The organism is Cellulophaga sp. BC115SP (assembly GCF_009905545.1).
In the GTDB taxonomy this organism is placed as follows: domain Bacteria; phylum Bacteroidota; class Bacteroidia; order Cytophagales; family Spirosomataceae; genus Flectobacillus; species Flectobacillus rivi.
In genome coordinates this window covers 1-741 of the sequence record NZ_JAAALB010000179.1, presented here as the reverse complement: position 1 = coordinate 741, position 741 = coordinate 1, and the positions used below count along the sequence as shown (strand labels likewise).

Annotated in this window: 2 protein-coding genes; both read left to right on the top strand. The window is 37.8% G+C overall.

The annotated features are described in order from the left end of the window. Positions 1–288, top strand: a 288-nt coding sequence (locus GVN22_RS28610) for a hypothetical protein (RefSeq protein WP_166554182.1), incomplete at its 5' end; no start/stop codon positions are given. Between the two features lie 10 nt (positions 289–298). Further along, positions 299–670, top strand: a complete 372-nt coding sequence (locus GVN22_RS28605) for a DUF1353 domain-containing protein (RefSeq protein ID WP_166554183.1) — start codon at positions 299–301, stop codon at positions 668–670. The last annotated feature ends 71 nt before the right edge of the window (positions 671–741 follow it).

The following is a 741-nucleotide window of genomic DNA, read 5'->3' as shown; positions in this document are numbered from 1 at the left end:
ATTTTAGCTGAGAAATACACGCAAATGGTGCCAAAGATTGATGAAAATGGACAACCCGTTTTAAAATCCAATAAACCAGTTTTGGAGGAGCAGCAGTTTGATTTTACGTCACCTGTTCTTTATCATACCGACAGTAAAGTAATCCCATTTGAACTCTACTTATTGATTGAGTCGTACCGTGCGAGTAAATCAGAGGAAAGTTTGACGCTGATCAATCAAGCTTTACAAGGATTTACTTTTGAAGGTAGTCTTGCAAACTTCAAGCTTGCTGTTACGAATGTGCAATAAGATTGTAGTAATGTACCGGGAAGCTCCCACCGACAAATCTGATTGGTGGGAGCTCTATGAGCCGTTTGAAGAAACACTTTCAGACGGCTCAACTATTTTGATCCCGACTGGATATGTTACAGATTTTGCAAGTGTACCAATGTTGCTGTGGTCGTTCTTTCCACCAATAGGCAAATACAACCGAGCGGCCTTAGTACATGATTATTTGTATGATTTACAATACCGACAAAAGGAACTAGGAGAGAAGGCAGCCAGAAAATTTGCGGATGACCAATTCCTATATTTGGCTAACAAGATTTTACCAAATGATAACTTTCGCCACCTTCTTATGTATTTTGCAGTCAGAATCTTTGGGCTTTATGCTTGGCGAAAACCTAAATAATTTATATTGCGATATACCAAGACTCTTTAAACAATGATTGAAAAATTTATTGACTTAGCATATTTACAAAA